Source organism: Haloferax sp. Q22 (assembly GCF_001482285.1).
GTDB lineage: Archaea > Halobacteriota > Halobacteria > Halobacteriales > Haloferacaceae > Haloferax.
Genome location: NZ_LOEP01000027.1, coordinates 215031 through 231038, shown reverse-complemented (window position 1 = coordinate 231038; position 16008 = coordinate 215031). Strand labels below are relative to the sequence as shown.

Annotated in this window: 15 protein-coding genes and 1 pseudogene; 8 read left to right on the top strand and 8 right to left on the bottom strand. The window is 66.4% G+C overall.

What is annotated here, in order from left to right:
• Positions 1-15 precede the first annotated feature (15 nt).
• Positions 16-1290: a DNA double-strand break repair nuclease NurA gene (locus tag AM590_RS12070; RefSeq protein ID WP_058827685.1), complete on the bottom strand. Its 1275-nt coding sequence runs from the start codon at positions 1288-1290 to the stop codon at positions 16-18.
• A gap of 150 nt (positions 1291-1440) precedes the next feature.
• On the opposite strand from AM590_RS12070, the gene AM590_RS12065 reads away from it, so the two are divergent.
• Positions 1441-2100, top strand: coding sequence for an HAD family hydrolase (locus AM590_RS12065; protein WP_058827684.1), 660 nt, complete (start codon positions 1441-1443; stop codon positions 2098-2100).
• 20 nt (positions 2101-2120) lie between these two features.
• Here AM590_RS12065 and AM590_RS12060 read toward each other — a convergent pair whose 3' ends face one another.
• Positions 2121-2525: a hypothetical protein gene (locus AM590_RS12060; protein WP_058827683.1), complete on the bottom strand. Its 405-nt coding sequence runs from the start codon at positions 2523-2525 to the stop codon at positions 2121-2123.
• An 80-nt stretch (positions 2526-2605) separates the two neighbouring features.
• Positions 2606-3052 (bottom strand): DUF2240 family protein, encoded by a 447-nt coding sequence (locus AM590_RS12055; protein ID WP_058566799.1) that lies wholly within the window; start codon positions 3050-3052, stop codon positions 2606-2608.
• A 129-nt stretch (positions 3053-3181) separates the two neighbouring features.
• Between AM590_RS12055 and AM590_RS12050 the strand changes: the two genes are divergently transcribed.
• Positions 3182-3559, top strand: coding sequence for a 30S ribosomal protein S8e (locus tag AM590_RS12050; RefSeq protein WP_042662125.1), 378 nt, complete (start codon positions 3182-3184; stop codon positions 3557-3559).
• A 163-nt stretch (positions 3560-3722) separates the two neighbouring features.
• Here AM590_RS12050 and AM590_RS12045 read toward each other — a convergent pair whose 3' ends face one another.
• Complete coding sequence (locus AM590_RS12045; RefSeq protein WP_042662126.1) at positions 3723-4724, bottom strand: phosphate uptake regulator PhoU; 1002 nt, start codon at positions 4722-4724, stop codon at positions 3723-3725.
• 345 nt (positions 4725-5069) lie between these two features.
• Between AM590_RS12045 and AM590_RS12040 the strand changes: the two genes are divergently transcribed.
• From AM590_RS12040 to phoU, 5 genes are all read left to right on the top strand, one after another.
• Positions 5070-6107 (top strand): PstS family phosphate ABC transporter substrate-binding protein, encoded by a 1038-nt coding sequence (locus AM590_RS12040; protein WP_058827682.1) that lies wholly within the window; start codon positions 5070-5072, stop codon positions 6105-6107.
• A gap of 63 nt (positions 6108-6170) precedes the next feature.
• Positions 6171-7130 carry a phosphate ABC transporter permease subunit PstC gene (gene pstC, locus AM590_RS12035; protein WP_042662128.1) on the top strand — a complete coding sequence of 320 codons (960 nt, stop codon included), beginning with the start codon at positions 6171-6173 and terminating at the stop codon, positions 7128-7130.
• A gap of 1 nt (position 7131) precedes the next feature.
• The gene (gene pstA, locus AM590_RS12030; protein WP_058827681.1) at positions 7132-8760 is read left to right on the top strand and encodes a phosphate ABC transporter permease PstA; all 1629 of its coding nucleotides are present in this window, start codon (positions 7132-7134) and stop codon (positions 8758-8760) included.
• A gap of 51 nt (positions 8761-8811) precedes the next feature.
• The gene (pstB, locus tag AM590_RS12025; RefSeq protein ID WP_058827680.1) at positions 8812-9660 is read left to right on the top strand and encodes a phosphate ABC transporter ATP-binding protein PstB; all 849 of its coding nucleotides are present in this window, start codon (positions 8812-8814) and stop codon (positions 9658-9660) included.
• Between the two features lie 174 nt (positions 9661-9834).
• The gene (gene phoU, locus AM590_RS12020) at positions 9835-10515 is read left to right on the top strand and encodes a phosphate signaling complex protein PhoU (RefSeq protein WP_058827679.1); all 681 of its coding nucleotides are present in this window, start codon (positions 9835-9837) and stop codon (positions 10513-10515) included.
• Between the two features lie 91 nt (positions 10516-10606).
• Here phoU and AM590_RS12015 read toward each other — a convergent pair whose 3' ends face one another.
• The gene (locus AM590_RS12015; RefSeq protein ID WP_058827678.1) at positions 10607-10885 is read right to left on the bottom strand and encodes a hypothetical protein; all 279 of its coding nucleotides are present in this window, start codon (positions 10883-10885) and stop codon (positions 10607-10609) included.
• Between the two features lie 122 nt (positions 10886-11007).
• A complete protein-coding gene (locus AM590_RS12010) occupies positions 11008-13239 on the bottom strand; it encodes a CDC48 family AAA ATPase (RefSeq protein WP_058827677.1) in 2232 nt (743 codons plus the stop codon).
• A 193-nt stretch (positions 13240-13432) separates the two neighbouring features.
• Here AM590_RS12010 and larC point away from each other — a divergent pair, with 193 nt between their 5' ends.
• Entirely contained in the window at positions 13433-14923 is a 1491-nt protein-coding gene (larC, locus tag AM590_RS12005; protein WP_058827676.1) for a nickel pincer cofactor biosynthesis protein LarC, read from the top strand.
• A gap of 29 nt (positions 14924-14952) precedes the next feature.
• Here larC and AM590_RS12000 read toward each other — a convergent pair.
• Positions 14953-15296, bottom strand: a pseudogene (locus AM590_RS12000) (VOC family protein).
• Positions 15297-15444: 148 nt separating this feature from the next.
• Entirely contained in the window at positions 15445-15984 is a 540-nt protein-coding gene (locus AM590_RS11995; protein WP_058827675.1) for a hypothetical protein, read from the bottom strand.
• Positions 15985-16008 lie beyond the last annotated feature (24 nt).

Genomic DNA, 16008 nt, shown 5'->3' with positions numbered 1-16008 from the left:
TCGGTCGGGCCACTCTTACTCGTCGGCGTCGACCCAGCGGATGTTGTCGTAGCTCTTCATCTGGTCAGAGTCGAGTTTCTCCGAGAGCTTCCGCCTGAGCGCGGCCTTCTCGCCGACGCTCACCCGCGCGAGTTCGTCGGCCTTCTCGACCGCCAGCGGCGGCCCGCGCGTGGCGGCCACGTCGCGGACGACGTGGTGCATCAGGTCGGCGCGTCGGTCGGGGTCCTTCGTGAACGCGTAGGGCGCTTCGACCCGGTAGCACACGTCGGTTCGGGGGTCGTACAGCACGAAGAACGTCACCGTGTACGCCTCGGGGTCGAGCGTTCGCTCGATGCCGAACGCCTCGCCCTCGGCGCTCAGTTGGCGGTCCGACCCGCCGCGCGAGACGAACCAGCTCGTGAACGTGAGCTCCTCGGTGCGGCGCTCGTCGCCGTCGGGGCCCTCCCGGCGTTCGAGCAGGTTGACGAAGAAGGCGGCGTCGTCGACCCACGGCCGCCTGCCGGCGTCGGTCCCGTCGAGCTGTTTTCTGACCGTGCGGACGACGTGTTTCGCGCCGGGGTTCTTCACGAAGCCGGCGAGGGGCACGTCGCGCTCGACGAATCGCTCGACGAGGCGGATGTAGTTCTCCACGACGGCCTTCGGCTTCGCGTCGCGCGCGAGGTCTTTCAGTTCGGCGTCGCGGTCGCGCCAGTTCAGGAGTTCCTTCGGGTACACCGGCCCGTCGAGAATGAGCAGGTCGGAGACGGCGTCGGCGTGTTCGAGCGCGTGGGCGCTCTCGGCGAGGTAAAGCGCGAGCGCGTGGACGACGCCCTCGGCGTAGCGGTTGACTCGCGGGACGCTCAGGACGCGCCGGCGGCCGTAGCCCTCGTCGGACTGGAGCCACTCGTCCGTGTCGAAAAACTGGACCGGGTCGTGGGTGTGGGCCGCCATGACGATAGAGCGGTGTCGGTGGAGGTCGAGGTCGGACGGCTCGGACGCCATCGCGGCGTGAGCCACGTCGAGGACGAGCCCGTTTTTGAACGTCGTCGGGTTGATGGTCCCCGAGTCGAGGCCGTGGACGGTCGGAAACGGCGACTCCGTGAGCGCGACGTCGTCGATGGCGGCGGCGTGGAGGCGCTGTTCGCCGAGCGGCTCGACGATTGGGAGTCCTCCGTCGGGCGATTCGAGGGGGTCCAGCCACGATTCCCAGACCGTCCGCGCGAGGTCGTCGTAGTCGGCGTCGTCGACCGAGTCAGCGATGGAACTCGCCATGGACGCGATGTCGTCCACGTGGACGGGGTCGAGGGTCATATCTCGGCGTCGTCGCCGACGGGTATAGTGGTTGCCGTCGTCAGTGGGCGGTTGTTTGGACTGGCCTGCGGCAAGCCGACGCGCGACGGGTCGCCCCCTCGACAGGTCCCGGCACGCTCATACCGCTCCGTTGCCAACGCTTCACCGACGATGTCTGTCAGCGCGGTCGGGTTCGACCTCGACTACACACTCGCCGTCCCGACGCGGGACCGCGAGACGATTCTCTCGGAGGCGGCGGCGGCGGCGGGCGCGCCCCCGCTGACCCGAGAGGCGTATCTCCGGGCACACCAAGAGAACCTCACGCGCGAGACCCGCGCGCCCATCTTCGAGACGCTCCTCGACGAGCACGGCTCTCCCGTCGACCCGGAGCGCGTCGCGACGGCGTACAGAGAGCGAATCACCGACGCGGTCGTCCCCGTCGAGGGCGTCGAGGCGATGCTCGCCGGCCTGCGGACGACCTACCGCGTCGGCCTCCTCACCAACGGGCCGGTCGTGGCCCAGGAGGCGAAAATCGACAAACTCGGGTGGCGCGACCACTTCGACACAGCCCTCGTGACCGGGGCGCTCCCCGCCGGAAAGCCGGACGGGCGGGCGTTCCGCGCCCTCCTCGACGATCTTGGGACCGAACCCGAGGAGACCGTCTACGTCGGCGACAGCGTCCACCACGACATCGCCGGCGCGCACGACGCCGGGATGCTCCCGGTGCAGGTGCTCGGCGAGGGCTGTGACGACCCCGACCCGCGGGCGGTCGCCCACATCCACCACGACGACCTGCCGACGGCGCTTCCTGAACTCGTCGCGGACCTCTGAGTCGGTCGCGCGACGAGCGTCTATTCTTCGTCTCGGTCTCGGTCTCCGGCTTCGAGCGCCGCGACCAGCGCGCGGAACGCCGGGAGCGTCCACTTCACCTGCGCGCCGTCCTCGACGAACACGAGCGTCCGCGGCGGGCGGACCGCCTTCGGGCGCACGCGAAGCCCCTCCTCGGACGCGGCCTCGGCGGTCACGTCGGGGTGGGCGATGAACTCGACGCGGGCGCGGTCCGGTTGGACGTACACCTCGGCGACGCGTTCGCCGTCGGCGGCGACGGCGTAGGCGAGCGCGCCGTCGTCGGTCGGTTCCACGTCGGGGTTGGAATCGACGATGGAGAGAACAGAAAAGGCGTCCTCGTGGCCCGTGACCTCCGAGGCGAGCAGTTGAGCGATGCGTGTCCCGTCGGAGAGCGAATCGACGACCATGCCGGACGTTCGCGCCCGGACGGTTTCGGGGTGTCGCTTCGCTGGCGAGCAGAGGGGCGAAGGGAAAAGGCGGGAGGACGCTACTCGGCCAGCGACCGCTTTGCTTTCTCGGCCGCGTCGTCTACGTTCACGTCGTTCGCGCGCGCGAAGAGGACCGCGGCGGCCTCGGCGGTGACGCCGAGGCGGGACTGTCGCTCGTTGATGCCGGCGACGGCGGCCTGTTTTTCGATGCCGGCGGCGACGCAGGCGTCGAGAATCTGCTCGAACGCCGACTGCTCGCGGAGGACGGAGGCGTCGGGTTCGAACTCCTCGGGAATCTGTACGCCGGCGGGGTCGAACGTCGCGACGACCTCGCCGTCGTCGCGTTCGACGAGGCCGCGGCCCGCCGCGAGGTCGATGAGGCGCTTCGCCTGGTCCGGGGAGAACCAGTCGCGGTCGAGCGACAGGGCGACGACGAACTCGCCCTCGCCGAGGCGGGTCGAGCCGTGTTGCCGGAAGGGGACGGCGACGGTAACGTCGAGACTCATCGGTTCGACGGCGGGCGCGGGCGAACTAAACGGTTTGCGTTGCTATCGCGCCCGAGAGGCGTGGTGGCACCCGCCTCCGCGGAGCACCGATTCGAGCGATTCAAGTAGTCACCGAGGTTTTTACCCCGTATGAAGGACCAAGGACGCTCCAAGCGGAAGCGGACCGGCGGTCGGCGCAAGCCGTCCCGAAACAAGAAGCGCTACCAGCTGGGCCGCGAACCCGCCGCCACGACGGTCGGCGAGCCCCGGTTCCAGATCATCGACTCCCGCGGGAACAACGAGAAGCTCCGCGCCCTCTCGACGAACGTCGCGCAGGTCGCCGACGGTGCCGACGTGACGCAGGCCGACATCGAAGGCGTCGTCGACAACCCGTCGAACGTCAACTACGCCCGCCGGAACATCATCACGAAGGGCTCCATCATCGAGACGAGCGCCGGCCGCGCCCGCGTCACCTCCCGCCCCGGTCAGGACGGGCAGGTCAACGCCGTCGTCGTCGACGAGGAGTAAGTTTCTCTCCCCGCGTCGCCGTTTCGGCGCGGTCTGACTGTTTTACGCCGGTGAGCCCCGCGGCCGTCGCTCGCGGACGTGGTACGGTCGAAGTCGAAAACGAGACTGGACGATACTGAATCGAACCGTGCGACGAGCCGCTGTCAGCGAGTAGGCTGACCGGTCAGGGCGTCGGCGCGGCCTTCTGAAGCGCCGTCTCGGCGATGTTGCCGCCGTAGTCGGCGCTCCGGGAGACGGAGTCGACGATGAGGCCGAGCAGTTGCGCGCGGGCCGGGTCGAGGCCGCGGAGGAGCTCGTCGATGCCGCGGGCGCTGGTGTCGATGGCCTGGACGGCTTCGCGGGACTCGTTGGCGAGGCGGCTCGCCTCGTCGCTCTCCTCGGCGAACAGCGCGTCCATGCCGCCGTTGACGACGGCCTTCGCCTCCTCGAACAGCTCCTGAATCGCCTCGACGATTTCGTCGTCGACCGGCTCCTCGAAGTTCAACGAGAGGTGGGCGATTTTGGTCGCGTGGTCGCCGATGCGCTCCAGTTGCCGGGCGGCGGACTGGTAGTCGAAGCAGATTTCGCGGGGCAGACCGAGTTCCTCGGCGGCCTTCGGGGTCCGGAGCGTCGCGCGGAAGATGCGGGAGACGACCATCCAGAGGCGGTCGACGTCGTCGTCACGCTGGATGACGTCGCGGGCCATGTCGTCGTCCTGCTCGGCGATAGCCGCGATAGCGTCTTCGAGCATCGAAAGCGAGATGAGTCGCATCCGGGTGACCGCGTTGTGGATGGATAGCTCGGAGGAGTCGAGCAGATCGCGGATGACGACCCGGTCGCGCGTCTCTTCGAGCACTTCGAGACCGACGAGGCTCTGGGTCGCCTCGCGGATGGTCCGCCGCTGGTCGGTCGTGATGCGCGAACTCTCCAGCGCGATGATGTCGAACCCGCTCACGTACATCGTCATGACGGCGCGCGTGAGTTCGTCGCCTTCGAGGGTCGCGATGTCGAGGGTTCCCTCAGTGCGTTCTTCTTCCGAGCGGGGCGTCAAGAACAGCGAGTCGCCCTCCGGATAGAACTCGACTTCGCTCCCCGCCGAGACGCCGTTGTCCGTCGCCCAGTCTTTGGGAATCGAGACGGTGTAGGTGGAACCACCCGTCACCTGCACCTTTCGGGTTTCGACCATGTCCGTGGGTGGTTCTCAATACACAATAAAACTGTCTATCTCTATATATTGAAGCCATATTTTATGTGATGGGCGCGGACGAACGTGACTCGTGCCGATTCGGGCTCGAAACACCGCCCACTCAGTAGTTGTTTTGCGCCGTCCCAGTCGGCCGTGCGTCCCGCGTTTCCTGACACGTTGGGGAAAGACCGCGCACGAGACGGCCGCGAATGGAACAATCGGCTGCTTTCGTCGATTTTGGCCCGTTCTTGTCACACGTTATCAATCGTTGTGGATATACCGGAACGTACCACTATATAGTCGTCATAGCAGGGTATTTACGACAAAATCGGCTCGTCAAAATCGATGACGCGTAACTCGGACAGTGGTCTTTCGCGGCGTAAGTTCCTGATTGCCTCGGGCGCGGCCGGTCTCGCTGGACTCGCCGGGTGTACGGAGAACAACACCGACAACGGTGGCTCCGGCGGCGACTCCGAGGGTGAGGATTCGTCGGGCGACGGGAGCAACGAGCTCTCGGGAACCATCGACATCGCCGGCTCCTCGACGGTGTTCCCGCTCGCAACCGCGATGGGTGAGCGCTTCCAGACCGAGCACTCCGAGGTCAACATCAACCTCCAGTCCACCGGTTCCGGTGGCGGCTTCGCGAACTACTTCTGTACGGGTCAGACCGACTTCAACAACGCCTCCCGCCCCATCAAGGGCGAAGAAGAGACGCAGTGTGAGGACAACGACGTGACCCCCGTCGAACTCAAGGTCGCCACCGACGCGCTGACGGTCATCGTCAACAACGACAACGACTTCATCGGCGAGGGCCTCACCGTCGAACAGCTCCGGACCATCTTCTCGGCCGAGTCGACGCCGACGACGTGGTCCGACGTCAATTCCGAGTGGCCCGACGAGGAAATCGAGATTTACGGTCCCACCGACGCCTCCGGTACGTACGACTACTTCATCGAGGCCATCCTCGGCGAGGAGGGTCCGGGCCACCGCCAGGACTACTCCGCGACCGAGCAGGACCGCACCATCATCCAGGGCGTTCAGGGCTCCGAGTACGCCATCGGCTACCTCGGCTTCGCGTACTACAGTGAGAACACCGACGCCGTGCAGGCGGTCGCCATCGAGAACGACGCCGGCGAATTCGTCGAACCGTCGCTCGACACGGCCCTGTCCGGCGAGTACAACCCGCTTTCCCGCCCGCTTTTCACCTACCCCGCCCGCGAGTCGCTCGCGGAGAACCACGTCGCCGAGTTCGCTCGCTACTGGATTGACAACGCCACCAGCCGCGAAATCGTCGCCGAAGAGGTCGGCTACGTCCCGCTCAGCGAGGACGAGCAACAGGAGATGCTCGACACGCTCAACGCGGCCATCGAGGAAGCCAACTAGCCGCTCTCCCGACAGAATCAGCTAACGAAGCGCTTTTTCATATACCACGATTCAATCCAACCAATGAGCACAGATGACCTCGAAACCGACCTCACGCGGAACACGGAGAATTCGCCGCGTGAGCTACTGACGCGGTCGTTCTTCTTCCTGTGCGCGGCGTTGTCCGTCGTGACGACCCTCAGTATCGTCGGCCTTCTCATCACGGAGGCGTCCAAGTTCTTCACGCTGACAGCCCCGCTGATGGGAGTCGCGGGGGAGACGGCGTCCATCGTCGACTTCCTCACCGGAACCACGTGGCAGATACACAGCCAAGAGTTCGGCGTGCTGGCGCTCGTGTCGGCGACGCTGATGGTCACGATCGGGTCGGCTGTCATCGCGCTCCCGCTCGGCGTCGCCACCGCCATCTACCTCAGCGAGTACGCGAGCGCACAGGCGCGCTCGATTCTCAAACCCGCGCTGGAAATCCTCGCTGGCGTCCCGACCGTCGTCTACGGCTTCTTCGCGCTCATCTACATCACGCCGGCGCTGGAAGTCGTCTTCCCCAGCATCGGGACGTTCAACATGCTCTCTGCGAGCATCGTCGTCGGCATCATGATCATCCCGATGGTCGCCTCCATCAGCGAGGACGCGATGTCCGCCGTCCCCGACGAACTCCGACAGGCGGGCTACGGCATGGGCGCGACGAAGTTCGACGTGTCGACCGGCATCGTCGTCCCCGCCGCGCTCTCCGGTATCTTCTCCTCTTTCATCCTCGCGCTCTCGCGCGCCATCGGCGAGACGATGGCCGTCACCGTCGCCGCGGGCGCGCAGGCGAAGTTCCTCAATCCGCTGAACCCCGCGTCGTATCTCGAAGGCGCGCTGCCCATGACCGCCGCGATGGTCCAGCTTCTCACCGGTGACATCACCGGTGGCGGGCTGGCCTACCGCAGTCTGTTCGCAATCGGCCTCGTGCTCTTCGTCATCACGCTCATCATGAACGTCATCAGCGACTACGTCTCGCGGCGCTACCGGGAGGCATACTGAAATGGCGACCGACACCGACTCCGGCTACATCGACAGCTTCGGACAGGTCAGCCGAACCACCGGGACGGTCTTCCGGTACCTGCTGTTGGCCGCGACGATGTTCGGCATCGTCACCCTCGCCGTCCTCCTCGTCTACGTCGCCAACGACGCGATTCGCCCGCTCACCGCCGACCTCGGCTGGCATCTCACCTTCTTCCTGACGCTCGTCGTCCCCACGACGGTCGTCGGCGGCTACCTCGCCCGGCGCAACGTGCCGGCGCTCAAACTCGGCGGCATGGTCGTCGGGATGCTCGCCGTGTTCCTGATGTTCAGCGGTGGCGTCGCCATCGTCTTCGTCGACATCATCCCGCCGCTGACCGGCCTCTCGTACGTCGTCGGCCTCCTCGTCCCGGCGGCGCTCGTCGTCGTCCTGACGAAGTACGAACAGCAGATTCCCTTCACCCTCCGCGTCGCCGCGACCGGCGCCGCGTTCGTTCTCTCGCTCGTCGGCGTCCCGGGCTACTTCCACAGTATCCCCGAAATCGTCCGGCAACTCCCCGTGGTCCCCGCCGACTGGATGATTCTGACGCTCGTCCTCGGCGGCGCGGCCGCAGTCGTCGTCGGCCAGTACGTCGCCCGCATCCGTGAGAACACCACCGCGGGACTCGCGGCGGGCGCGTCAACGGTCGTCTTGACCGGTCTCGCGGCCGTCGTCGGCCCGATGCTCGGCGTCGACGCCAACGCCGCCGCCGTCGTCACGTCGGTCGCGTTCGTTCCCACGGTGGCCTACGCCGGCGGCGCGGCGGTCACCCGTGAACAGGAGCGAATCGGCCTCCTGCTCGCGGCCGCCGTCATCGGCGGCTCGCTCGTCGGCGCGGTCGCGGTCGACGCGCTCGGCTTCGCCGGCCCGCAGTCGTGGGTCGACTGGCAGTTCCTCACGAGCGCCCACAGCGGGACCGCGGAGAACGCCGGCCTCTATCCGGCCATCGGCGGCTCCATCCTGCTGATGGCGACGGTCGCCGCCCTCTCGTTCCCGCTCGGCGTCGGCGCGGCGGTGTACCTCGAAGAGTACGCCCCCGACAACGCCTTCACCCGATTCATCGACGTGAACATCTCGAACCTCGCCGGCGTCCCCTCGGTCGTCTACGGGCTGCTCGGACTCGGCGTGTTCGTCACCTATCTCGGCCAGCCGACGGGGACGGTCCTCATCGGCGGCGCGACGCTCGCGCTCCTCATCCTGCCCATCGTCATCATCTCCTCGCGCGAGGCGATCCGGGCCGTGCCCGGCGACATGCGGCAGGCGTCATACGGGATGGGCGCGACGCGCTGGCAGACCGTGAAGAACGTCGTCCTCCCGGAGGCGTTCCCCGGCATCCTGACCGGGACCATCCTCGCGCTCGGCCGGGCCATCGGCGAGACCGCGCCGCTCATCATGATCGGCGCGCCGAACGTGCTTTTCAACCTGCCGACGGAGCTCTCCTCGAAGGTGAGCGCGATGCCCCTGCAGGTGTACGCGTGGTCCAGCCTGTTCGCCAGCGAGGACTTCTACACGAAGGCCGTCCCGGCGGGCGTCGTCGTCCTCCTGGCGGTCCTCCTCGCGATGAACTCCATCGCCATCGTCCTGCGCAACAAGTTCGAAAGTGAAAACTGAACACCATCAATGAGCCAAAGAGACAAAGCACCCGAGGGAGAACAGCAAGCCATGAACGGAACAGAGGACCCGACGAACGACGAGATGCTCGTCGAAACCGACGTGAGCGACGGGCTCTCTGCGTCGGAGAGTTCGGTGGGGCGGGACGCCGAGACCGTCATCAGCTCGGATAACATCAACGTCTGGTACGGCGACGACCACGCGCTCACCGACATCTCGATGGACATCCCCGAGAACAGCGTGACCGCCATGATCGGTCCCTCTGGCTGCGGGAAGTCCACGTTCCTCCGCTGTATCAACCGCATGAACGACCTCATCGACGTCGCCCGCGTCGAAGGGGGACTCACGCTCCGCGGCAAGAACGTCTACGACGATGACGTCGACCCCGTCGCGCTCCGCCGCCGCGTCGGCATGGTGTTCCAGAAGCCGAACCCGTTCCCGAAGAGCATCTACGAGAACGTCGTCTACGGCCTGAAGATTCAGGGTATCGACGCCGACTACGACGAGGTCGTCGAGGAGTCGCTCAAGCGCGCCGCCCTCTGGGACGAGGTGAAAGACCGCCTCCACGAGTCCGGTCTCGACCTCTCCGGCGGCCAACAACAGCGCCTCTGTATCGCCCGCGCCATCGCCACCGACCCCGAGGTGCTGCTCATGGACGAGCCCGCATCGGCGCTCGACCCCGTGGCGACCTCGCAAATCGAAGACCTCGTCGAGGAACTCGCCGAGGACTACACCGTCGTTATCGTCACCCACAACATGCAACAGGCGGCGCGTATCTCCGACAAGACCGCCGTCTTCCTCACGGGCGGCGAACTCGTCGAATTCGACGACACCCAGAAAATCTTCGAGAACCCCGAGAGCCAGCGCGTCGAAGACTACATCACCGGTAAGTTCGGATAACCCGTTCTCGCTCGCGAGGCTCGCGGCTCGTTTTGTGCCACGCTCGGTTCGCACCGCCGACTCGACGCCCGCGTTTCGGCGTCGCGCATTCGACACGGTCGTTCGGGACGTATCGGCGACTCGACCACCGAAACCATCACAAGGAATTTCACTTCGCCTGTTGGAACGTCACGTATGGCCAGAAACACGTACCAGTCTCGCCTCAATCAGCTCGAAGAGGACGTGTTGTATCTCAGCGAACTCGTCTCGGAGCGAGTTCGGCACGCCCTCGACGCGCTCGAAGACAAAGACGAGCGGAAGGCACAGGAAGTCATCGAGGGCGACCACGAAATCAACCGCATCTACCTCGACTTAGAGCAGGACTGTATCGACCTGCTCGCGCTCCAACAGCCAGTCGCGGGCGACCTGCGGTTCATCGCGGCGTCGTTCAAGATCATCACCGACCTCGAACGCATCGGCGACCTCGCGACCAACCTCGCGCAGTACGCCATCGACGCCGAAAACGACGTCTACACCGAAGTCGACATCCGCCGCATCGGCGACGCCGCACTCGACATGGTCGACCAGGCGATGGACGCCTACGAGACCGAAGACACCGACCTCTGTCAGTCCGTAGCGGAGCGCGACGACAGCCTCGACACGATGTGTGACAACGCGTCGCAGAGCATCGTCCGCGACCTCATGAGCGGCGACGACTTCGAGGGCGACGGCGACCTCGAACCCGAGACCGCGCTCGTCGACGTGCGCCGCCTCCTGCTGACGGTGCGCGACCTCGAACGCATCGGCGACCACGCCGTCAACGTCGCGGCGCGGACGCTCTACATGATAGACAACGACGACTCGCTGCTGTTCTGAGGCACGTCGGCGCTCGGGTGGCTCGGTCGGCCGCGGGTCGGTCAACGCGGGTCAGACCGAATCCCGGCGTTCTCCGCATTTTCCGAACGGGTCAGGCGGACGTCTGCATGAACAGATACCCGAACATCAGCCCCGCAGTTCCGACAGCCACAGCACTGTAGAGCAGGACGTACTTCAGCGAGTACGCTGACGCGTACCAGGCTGCGGCGGCGGCCGCGACGAGCGAAATGCCGAGCGTGCCGTACACCACGGGCATCCCCTCAAGCGATAGGCGGTGCGCCAGTAATGCTTCGGCGATGTGGGGCGCGAGGGCACCAGCGCAGACGACGAGGAACCCGCTGGTGAGCCGTCGGTCGATGTGGGCGGACACACAACTGTACTGACGACGCCCCGAAGTATGTTTTCTGGTTGTCATTCTGGATGTGCGCCCAAATCAAAGCCGCTGGCTGACACGGTTTGCGCAGCGAAAAAACCCGAAGAGCCGCCCCCAGCTTACTGGAAGCCGATGCGGCCGCCGTCGCGGGTGTCGGGCGACAGGCCCTCGCGGGACCCGCCCTTGAACTGGTCTTGGATGTCCTCGTAGTAGCGCATCAGCTCCTCGGTGATGGTCGGCCGGACCGACTCCATCGCCTTGCGGAAGTGGCGCATCTCGATCTCCTCGGCGTCGGAGTCCTCGCGGAGCGCCTCGATGGCCGCCTCGCGGCAGATGGATTCGAGGTCGGAGCCGACGTAGCCGTCGGTTATCTCCGCGATTTCGCGGAGGCTCACGTCGGGGGCGAGTGGGCTCCGCTGCGTGTGGATGTCGAGAATCTGTTCGCGGCCCTCCTCTTCGGGCTGGCCGATGAGCACGAGGCGGTCGAACCGGCCCGAGCGGATGAGCGCGGGGTCGATCATGTCCGGGCGGTTGGTCGCCGCGATGACCATGACGTTGCCTGCGTCTTCGAGGCCGTCTAACTCCGTCAGGAGCTGGTTGACGACGCGCTCGGAGACGTTGTTGCCCATGTCGTTGCCGCGGGCCGGGGCGAGCGCGTCAAGCTCGTCGAAGAAGATGATGGTCGGCGAGACCTGCCGCGCCTTGCGGAACGTCTGCCGAATCGCCTTCTCCGACTCGCCGACCCACTTCGAGAGCAGCTGCGGGCCGCGCACCGAGATGAAGTTCGCGTTGGTCTCGTTGGCGACGGCCTTCGCTATCAGGGTCTTGCCCGTGCCGGGCGGCCCGTAGAGGAGCACACCCTTCGGGGCCTCGATACCCATCCGCTCGAACTTCTCGGGGGTCGTCAGCGGCCACTCGACGCTCTCTTGGACCTTCTGTTTGGGCCCTTCGAGACCACCGACGTCCTCCCACGTCACCTTCGGGATCTCGACGAGCACCTCGCGCATCGCCGAGGGTTCGACCTCGCCGAGCGCGCCGCCGAAGTCGTCGTTCTTGACGACCATGCGGTCGATGAGGCTCGGCGGGATGTCCTCCCTGTCGAGGTCGATTTCGGGGAGGTAGCGCCGCAGCGCCTTCATCGCGGCTTCCTTCGTCAGCGCCTCGATGTCGGCACCGACGAAGCCGTGGGTGTCGTCGGCGAGGTCGTCGAGGTCGACGTCGTCCGAAAGCGGCATGCCGCGGGTGTGAATCTGGAGGATTTCCTTGCGGCCCTCCTCGTCCGGCACGCCGATTTCGATTTCGCGGTCGAACCGACCGGGACGGCGGAGCGCGGGGTCGACCGAATCGACACGGTTCGTCGCCGCGATGACGATGACCTGTCCGCGGGCTTCGAGCCCGTCCATCATCGTCAAGAGTTGGGCGACGACCCGGCGTTCGACCTCGCCGGTCACGTCCTCGCGCTTGGGCGCGATGGAGTCGAGTTCGTCGATGAAGATGATGCTCGGCGACTCCTCTTTGGCGTCCTCGAATATCTCGCGGAGTTGCTGTTCGGACTCGCCGTAGTACTTCGAGATGATTTCCGGCCCTGCGATAGAGAAGAAACTCGCCGAGGTCTCGTTGGCGACCGCGCGAGCGAGAAGCGTCTTCCCGGTGCCCGGCGGGCCGTGGAGCAACACCCCCTGCGGGGGCTCGATGCCCAGTTTCTTGAATATCTGGGGGTGTTTCATCGGCAGTTCGACCATCTCGCGGACGCGCTGAATCTCGTTGGTCAGGCCGCCGATGTCCTCGTAGGTGATACCGCCGCCGGCCTTCTCGAAGCCGGAGATGGGCTCCTCGCGGAGTTCGACGTCGGTGTCCTCGGTGACGAGGACGACGCCCTCCGGCTTCGTCTCGACGGCGATGAGCGGAATCGCCTGTCCGGGCGACCGCATGAACGGGTGGTTCGTACTCGACATCACCGGGACGATGTCGCGTTCGACCACAGGCCGCTTGAGAATCTGCCGTTTGACCATGCCGGCCGCGTCAGACCCGAACTGGACACTCGCCTCTTCGGGCGGCGCCAGCACGAGTTTGTCGGCCTTCGTGGCCTCTGCCTTGCGGATAGTGACCCGTTCTCCGATGCCCACGTCGGCATTCTGCCGCGTGAACCCGTCGATACGGACCGTATCCGTGTTCCAGTCCTGCCGGTCTGCCCGCCACACCTTCGCGGCGGTCGTTTTTCCTCCCTCGATCTCGATGATGTCTCCCGGCGAGAGCTTGAGATGGAGCAAGGTGTCCGGATCAAGACGGGCGATACCGCGCCCCGAGTCGTTCGGGTACGCTTTCGCCACTTCGAGTTGGACTTCGTTCATGATTACCTCGCGGGGATGCTGATACCTGTGAGAGGCCATCGGATAAGTCCTTCCCCGGTCGGTCCGAGGCACCGTCCTCTCGTGGTTACAGCCTAGCACAGCGTAGGGCGGGCGGCTACTAATCCCTACCGACTGGACAGGCGTCGGCGCGTCGATGGCTGGCGTTTTTACGCTCGAACACCACGGTTCACGCATGCGACTCCTCGCGTTCGACGGCCGGATGGGTGCCAGCGGCGACATGCTCCTCGGCGCGCTCGTCGCCGCCGGTGCCGACCCCTCCGCCCTCTCGCCCGTCGAAGACGCCCTCGACGTGACCTACCGCGTCCACGAGGTCGACAAAAACGGCATCCTCGCGACCAAGGTGGACGTGCTCCTCGCGGAGACCGACGGCGGCGACCCCCGCGGAGAGGGCCACGGCGACGACCACCGACGCCTGCGCGCCGACGGCGACGACGGGGGAGACTCCGACGACGGTGGCGACGGCGACGACGCCGAACACAGCCACCAACACCAGTATCACCACCACGACCGCGCTCACGACGAGGCCGGGCACGACCACGACGACGGGCACGGTCATTCGCACGGCGGCGGTGATGGACACGGACACTCGCACGACCATTCACACTCCCACGACCACCACGACCATTCACACTCCCACGACCACCACACCCACGCCGAAGGTCACGGCCCGCACCGGACCTTCCCCGAGGTCGTCGAACTCGTCGAGTCGATGGGTCTGCCCGCGGGCGTCGTCGAGGACGCGACGGCCATCTTCCGCGTGCTCGGCGAGGCCGAGGCCGAGGTCCACGGCACGGACCTCGACGAGACCCACTTCCACGAGGTCGGCGCAGACGACGCCATCGCCGACGTGGTCGGGGTCTGTCTCCTCCTCGACGACCTCGGCGTGGACCGCGTCGTCACCGGCCCGGTCGCCGTCGGCGGCGGCGAGGCCGAGATGAGCCACGGGTCCTACCCGGTGCCCGCGCCCGCCGTCCTCAACATCACCGCGGCGGCCGACTGGTCGGTCCGCGGGGGCCCCGTCGAGGCCGAACTGCTTACCCCCACGGGCGCGGCCATCCTCGCGCACCTCGCCGAGGGCGTCGAGACGCTCCCATCGATGTCGGTCGAGTCGTCCGGCTACGGAGCCGGCGGCTGGGACTTCCCGGACCGGCCGAACGTCCTCCGCGCGGTCGTCGGCGACGGCGGCTCGCGGCTCGTCCGCGACGAGATTTCCGTCCTCGAGACGAACCTCGACGACGCGACGCCCGAAGTCCTCGGCGGGTTACAGGAGACCCTGAAGGACGCCGGCGCGCGCGACGTGACCATCATCCCGACGACGATGAAGAAGTCCCGCCCCGGCCACCTCGTCAAAGTCGTCGTCAAGCCCGAAGACGCCGAGCGCGTCGCCTACCGCCTCGCGGTCGAAACGGGCACGCTCGGAATCCGCGAACACGGCGCGGGCCACCGCTGGACCGCCCGCCGCGAGTTCGAGACGGCGACGCTCGCTATCGACGGCGACGACTACGAGGTGAGCGTCAAGATCGGAAGCGACGCCGACGGCGTCGTCTACGACCGAAGCGCCGAGTACGACGACGCGCTGGCGGTGGCGAAAGAGACGGGGCTTCCGGTCCGTGAGGTCATGCGCCGCGCCGTCGATACGGTGGCGTCGGACGACGGCGAGTGAGTCGCGCCGTCTCCGCCGACGCGACTCGATTACTCCGTCAACGGCGGGTACGCGACCTCCCAGAGATGCCCGTCCGGATCCGAAAAGTAGCCCGAATAGCCGCCCCAGAACGCGTCCTGTGCGGGTTTGACTATCTCTCCGCCCGCCGTGCGCGCCGCGTCGAGAACGCGTCCACTTCTGACTGTTCGGCGACGTTGTGCGCAATCGTGACGCCCGCGAAACCGCTTCCGTCCGCGGGGACGGTCGCGTCCTCGGCGAGCGACTCGCGCGGGTAGAGCGCGAGCCACGCCCCCTCGAGCGTGAAAAACGCGATGTCGCTGTCCGGGTCGCGGTCGCGGAGCGGTAAACCGAGGCCGTCGCGGTAGAACCGAATCGACTCGTCGAGGTCCGAAACGCCGAGCGTCACGACCGTGATTCACGGATCCATCCGAGAGACGCGTCGCCGGAGGGGATAAATTGAGTCGGCCGACTTCTCGACTGGGCGATTATCGAGGGAAAAATCCGAATCGGCTATTCGCCGGTCACCTCTCGTTGAACTGCGGCCGCGAGTTGAACGGCGCGAACGTCCCCGCGGGGTTGTTCACGTGTATCCACGCGTGGAGGCCCCAGTGCCCCGCCGCGAAGCCCCACATTCCGTCGTCGCTGTCGCCGTGGAACAGGTCCGGGAACGGGCCGGTGTAGTCCGGTCCCTCGTCGAACAGATACTCGACCGCGCCGAGGACGAGTTCTTCCTTACCGTTGCCTTCGTTTTTCCCGTAGACGAGCGCGGTGGGCTTCGTGATATCGACCTCGTCATCGTAGTTCTCGATGACGTACTCGTGGTTCACGTAGTGGTAGCCCATGCCCGGCACGAACGGACTGCCGAGGACGTAGCCGTCTTCGATGGCCTTCCGAACGTCCGCGTACTTCGACGTGGCCGCCCGAACCGATGCGATTTCGCGTTGGAGCGCCCCGCGGTGCGCCGCCGCGGGCGCGGTGAACGCGCCGACCGAGAGCGCGCCGACGCCGAGTGCCTTCAGATACGTCCGTCGCCCGAGTTCAGGGGTGCGTGATGTGCTCATGTGACATGCGATACGCGTCGGGGA